4 protein-coding genes, 1 tRNA gene and 2 rRNA genes are annotated in these 4,229 nt (G+C 28.9%); 2 read left to right on the top strand and 5 right to left on the bottom strand.

Annotated features, from left to right (window positions below):
* Positions 1–458: 458 nt before the first annotated feature.
* Entirely contained in the window at positions 459–785 is a 327-nt protein-coding gene (locus HBE96_RS18065) for a DUF1904 domain-containing protein (RefSeq protein WP_169299115.1), read from the top strand.
* A gap of 63 nt (positions 786–848) precedes the next feature.
* Here the strand turns inward: HBE96_RS18065 and HBE96_RS18070 are convergent, their stop codons facing one another.
* Positions 849–1,982 carry a pyridoxal-phosphate-dependent aminotransferase family protein gene (locus HBE96_RS18070; protein ID WP_169299116.1) on the bottom strand — a complete coding sequence of 378 codons (1,134 nt, stop codon included), beginning with the start codon at positions 1,980–1,982 and terminating at the stop codon, positions 849–851.
* A 183-nt stretch (positions 1,983–2,165) separates the two neighbouring features.
* Here HBE96_RS18070 and HBE96_RS18075 point away from each other — a divergent pair, with 183 nt between their 5' ends.
* Complete coding sequence (locus HBE96_RS18075; RefSeq protein WP_169299117.1) at positions 2,166–2,762, top strand: uracil-DNA glycosylase; 597 nt, start codon at positions 2,166–2,168, stop codon at positions 2,760–2,762.
* Between the two features lie 35 nt (positions 2,763–2,797).
* Here the strand turns inward: HBE96_RS18075 and HBE96_RS18080 are convergent, their stop codons facing one another.
* The 4 genes from HBE96_RS18080 to HBE96_RS18095 form a co-directional block, all read right to left on the bottom strand.
* On the bottom strand, positions 2,798–3,751 hold the full coding sequence (locus HBE96_RS18080) for a zinc-binding metallopeptidase family protein (RefSeq protein WP_169299118.1): 954 nt from the start codon (positions 3,749–3,751) through the stop codon (positions 2,798–2,800).
* A 113-nt stretch (positions 3,752–3,864) separates the two neighbouring features.
* Positions 3,865–3,940, bottom strand: a tRNA-Lys gene (locus tag HBE96_RS18085).
* A gap of 5 nt (positions 3,941–3,945) precedes the next feature.
* Positions 3,946–4,062, bottom strand: a 5S ribosomal RNA gene (gene rrf / locus HBE96_RS18090).
* 63 nt (positions 4,063–4,125) lie between these two features.
* Positions 4,126–4,229: ribosomal RNA gene (locus tag HBE96_RS18095) — 23S ribosomal RNA — on the bottom strand; the annotation flags it as partial.

Here is a 4,229-nt window from a genome sequence, read left to right on the forward strand (position 1 = left end):
TAATACTGGCTTATTTAAAATAAGATTTAAATCTTACTTTCACTCTGTTTAATTTTCAAGGATCTTGTCGCATCTCAGCGACTTTTATATCTTATCATGTTTACTTAATCTTGTCAAGAACTTTTTTAAGTTCTTTTTGTTAAGCTTGCTGCATTCACACAGCTTTAACATAATACCATGTTACTTAAGTTAATGTCAACACATTTTTTTAAGTAACTTTGCCTGCTCTCTCAAGCGACATGTATTATTGTACCACATTCTTTATACAATATGTTGACTAACTTATTATTAAAGCATCCTCATATGTCATTTACTTCTATATAACTACAATTTGCTCACTTATACTTATACTGATACGCAAGGAAGTGTTGTTTTAACTTATTCTATAAAATATGTATATAAACTTTATATTTGCTTTTCCTACTATATAAGTTACAATACTATTGGAGGTGATTTATATGCCACAAATAAAAATAAGAGGTATTCAAAAAGAAAAAATTCTACCTATAAGTACAGAATTAATTACTCAGTTGAAAAATATTATAGGTTGTCCTGAAAACTATTTTACAATTGAACATATACCTTCTTCATTTATAAAAAATGGATCATTAACTGAAGGATATCCTTTTATTGAAGTAGCTTGGTTTGATAGAGGACAGGAAATTCAAGATAAGGTAGCCGAATGTATTACTACTTTTATACATAATATAGGTTGTAATGACGTAGATATATTTTTTACAGTATTCAAAGAAAATTGCTACTATGAAAATGGCAAACACTTCTAAGTATTAAACACTATGGCTCCATACTTAATTTTAGTTATGGAGCCACACATAGTATTTTCATTTTTAAAATTCTCTTAAAAAGCAAGAGTACATATCACATTGACACTTAAATCCAAAATGCTCTAGTGATTTTTGAAGAGCAAATAACACGTAACTTACATTATCCATTCTAGCATTTTCACCCATATGACCTATTCTTATTACTTTTCCTTCTAAGTATCCAAATGATCCTGCTATCATTATATTATAATTTTCTATCATATACTCTCTTAATTCACTATCATTTATGCCTTCTGGAACTTTAATAACTGTAACTGTACTCGAATATCCTTCATTAATATATAATTCTAATCCTGCTTCTCTAACTGCATTTCTAGTTGCTTCTGCTATTTTACTATGTCTTAATAATATGTTTTCATCTTCTATCATATTATCTATAGCTTTTCTAAGTCCTGTTATATCACTTATAGGTGGTGTATACGGAAACCATTTGTCTTCATAATACTTTTCCCATACTAATAAATTACAGTAAAAAGAAGCTATTTCACTTTTCCTATTTTTCATAGAACTAAATGCATCATCACTTATACTTACTATTGTAAGTCCTGGAGGTGCAGAGATACATTTTTGTGATCCACCAATCAATATATCTATTTTCCAATCATCTACTCTTACCTCTTCTCCTCCCATGGCAGCTACACTATCTACTACAGTAAGTATCCCCTTCTGATTTAGTAACCTACATATTGATGATATATCATTTAGTACTCCTGAAGGTGTATCACAATGTACAACAGTAGCATATTTAAAATTACTATCTACTTCTAAAAAACTTTTTAATTCTTCTATATCTATTTTCCTTTTTCTACTACCCTTAAAAGTTACTACTTCACCATTATATATTCTTATAAAATCTCCAAAACCTTCTCCAAAAATTCCATTGTCTATAACTAAAACTCTATCACCTTTTTCTGTTAATGATGCACAAGCTGCTTCTAATCCTAATATTCCTTCTCCACTTAGTATTCTAACTTGATTTTTCGTATTTAATAATACTCCTATTTTTTCACAAGTCTCTTTATAAAAATCATAAAACTTAAAATCTAAATCAGGATTAGTGCATCTAATGCTTCTTGCCAATCTTACATTTTCCCTTACTTCAGTTGGTCCTGGCGTCATTATATGAGGAACATTCATATTATTATCACTCCCAATATAAGTATTTTTAACATTTTTGTATAATTATATCACCAGACATATTTAAAGCAACTGTATGAATACAATTTTGTTTTAAATATAGTATTTTAAGATATAATATTTATATATAGTATGTAATTTATGATAGAATATATTAAGTCCAATTAATGAAAGGAGTTATTAATGGCTACAGATGAATTTTTAAAACAAGAGATAAAACAAATAAGTGAAAATTATACTGCAGAAAAAACTGGAGGATTTATTTCAGGTGATGGTCCAATTCCTTGCAATATATTGTTTGTTGGAGAAGCTCCTGGAAAAACAGAAGTTGAAGAGGGAAAGCCTTTTGTAGGAATGGCGGGAAAAAATTTTGAAAAATTTCTGACTTCCATAGGCTTATCTAGAAATGAAGTTCGTATAACAAATACTTGTTTTTTTAGACCTATAAAAACAAAAGAAGGTACTTCTGGAAGAATAACTATAAGTAATAGACCTCCAAAAACTTCTGAAGTAAATCTATTTCGTGAAATTTTAAATAAAGAAATAGAACTTGTTAATCCTAAAATTATAGTAACATTAGGTAATATACCACTAAAAAGACTAACTAACTTTAAATCCATAGGTGAATGTCATGGTAATCTTTTTCTTAACACTGATTTAAACCGATATGTATTTCCAATGTATCATCCATCAGCTCTAACTTATAATAGAAATGAAGAATTTTACTCTATGTATAAAGAAGATTGGACGAAATTAAAAGAAGCTCTAAACAAAATTTAAGTTTAGAGCTTCAACATTTCTCATAGAATTATATTCTAAATTTCATTTAATATTAGTTCTTTTAAAATCTTAATACTATCCTCTACATCATTTGTAGAAATCATTTCTGAAATTGAATTTTTATATTTGCATGGTACTGCTATTTCCCCTATTCTTATATCTGGTTTTTCATTATATATTAAATTAGGTTGTGAACTTCCTGTACTTATACTGTATTGAACATTTACATTAGTCTTATTAGCTGATTTTTCAAGCATACTTTTTATATCCTTATTCATTATAATAGAATTATCCATAAGTTTTAATACAGGTCCTTTATCTATCTCAACATTATTTAGAGAATCTACAGCATCTCTTGCATTTTCCAAATCTATGATAATACAGAAATCTGGGTCTATATTATAAGCAGCCGCTCTTATACCTCTTCCCCCAAGCTTTTTTTGAGATGAAAAAACGAAATACAATTCACTGTTTTTATTCTTTACTTCTTTTATTAATCTTAATAATATGTAACATCCTATCTTATTATCTAATGAAGGACTTACTAAGCTATCATGAGGAAACTCCAAATATGGTCCTACTAAACACGCTGTATCGCCTTCTTTAACTTTACTTATTGTATCTTTTATATTCTTTGATCCTATATCTATAAATATCTCATCTTTATTTAATAAAAGTTTGCCTACAGTTCCATTTTTAAATCTTATAAAACTATGACACATATTATTACAATTAAAATCACCTATTTTTTCTACTTTTATAATTCCGTTCTCTTCCAGATGAGAAACCATAAATCCTATACTATCCATGTGCGAACAAACCATAAACTTTTGCCCACCATTTCCAATCCTTACAATTAAGTTTCCTATTTTATCTTCTTCTATATCACAATCAATATTGCTTAATTCAGCTTTTACAATATCTCTTATTTCATCTTCATCTCCACTAATACTAAATGCACTTATAAGCTTTACTAAACTTTTATCCATAACTTATCCTCCTTAGATTACTACAAATTCTATTCTCATCATTGCCATGGTAATATTATTTTTATTATACTACAATATAAAAAAAAGAAACACTCTTTAATGAGTGTTTCTTTTGGTGGCTTACCGGGGAATCGAACCCCGGACAACATGATTAAAAGTCATGTGCTCTACCAACTGAGCTAGTAAACCATATTACCTGGCAACGACTTACTCTTCCACAGGGCCTCCCCTGCAGTACCATCAGCACTATAAAGCTTAACCATCGTGTTCGGAATGGGAACGGGTGTTACCTTTATGTCATAATCACCAGATTTATTTATTTAATTGTTTGAAAAGATATTTATTATCCTTTCAAAATTGCACAGTGAATTTATTTGGTCAAGCCCTCGACCTATTAGTATCAGTCAGCTGAACATGTTACCATGCTTACACCTCTGACCTATCAACCTTGTGTTCTTCAAGGGGTCTTACTAGCTTA

Source organism: Clostridium muellerianum, assembly GCF_012926525.1.
Classification (GTDB): Bacteria; Bacillota; Clostridia; order Clostridiales; family Clostridiaceae; genus Clostridium_AM; species Clostridium_AM muellerianum.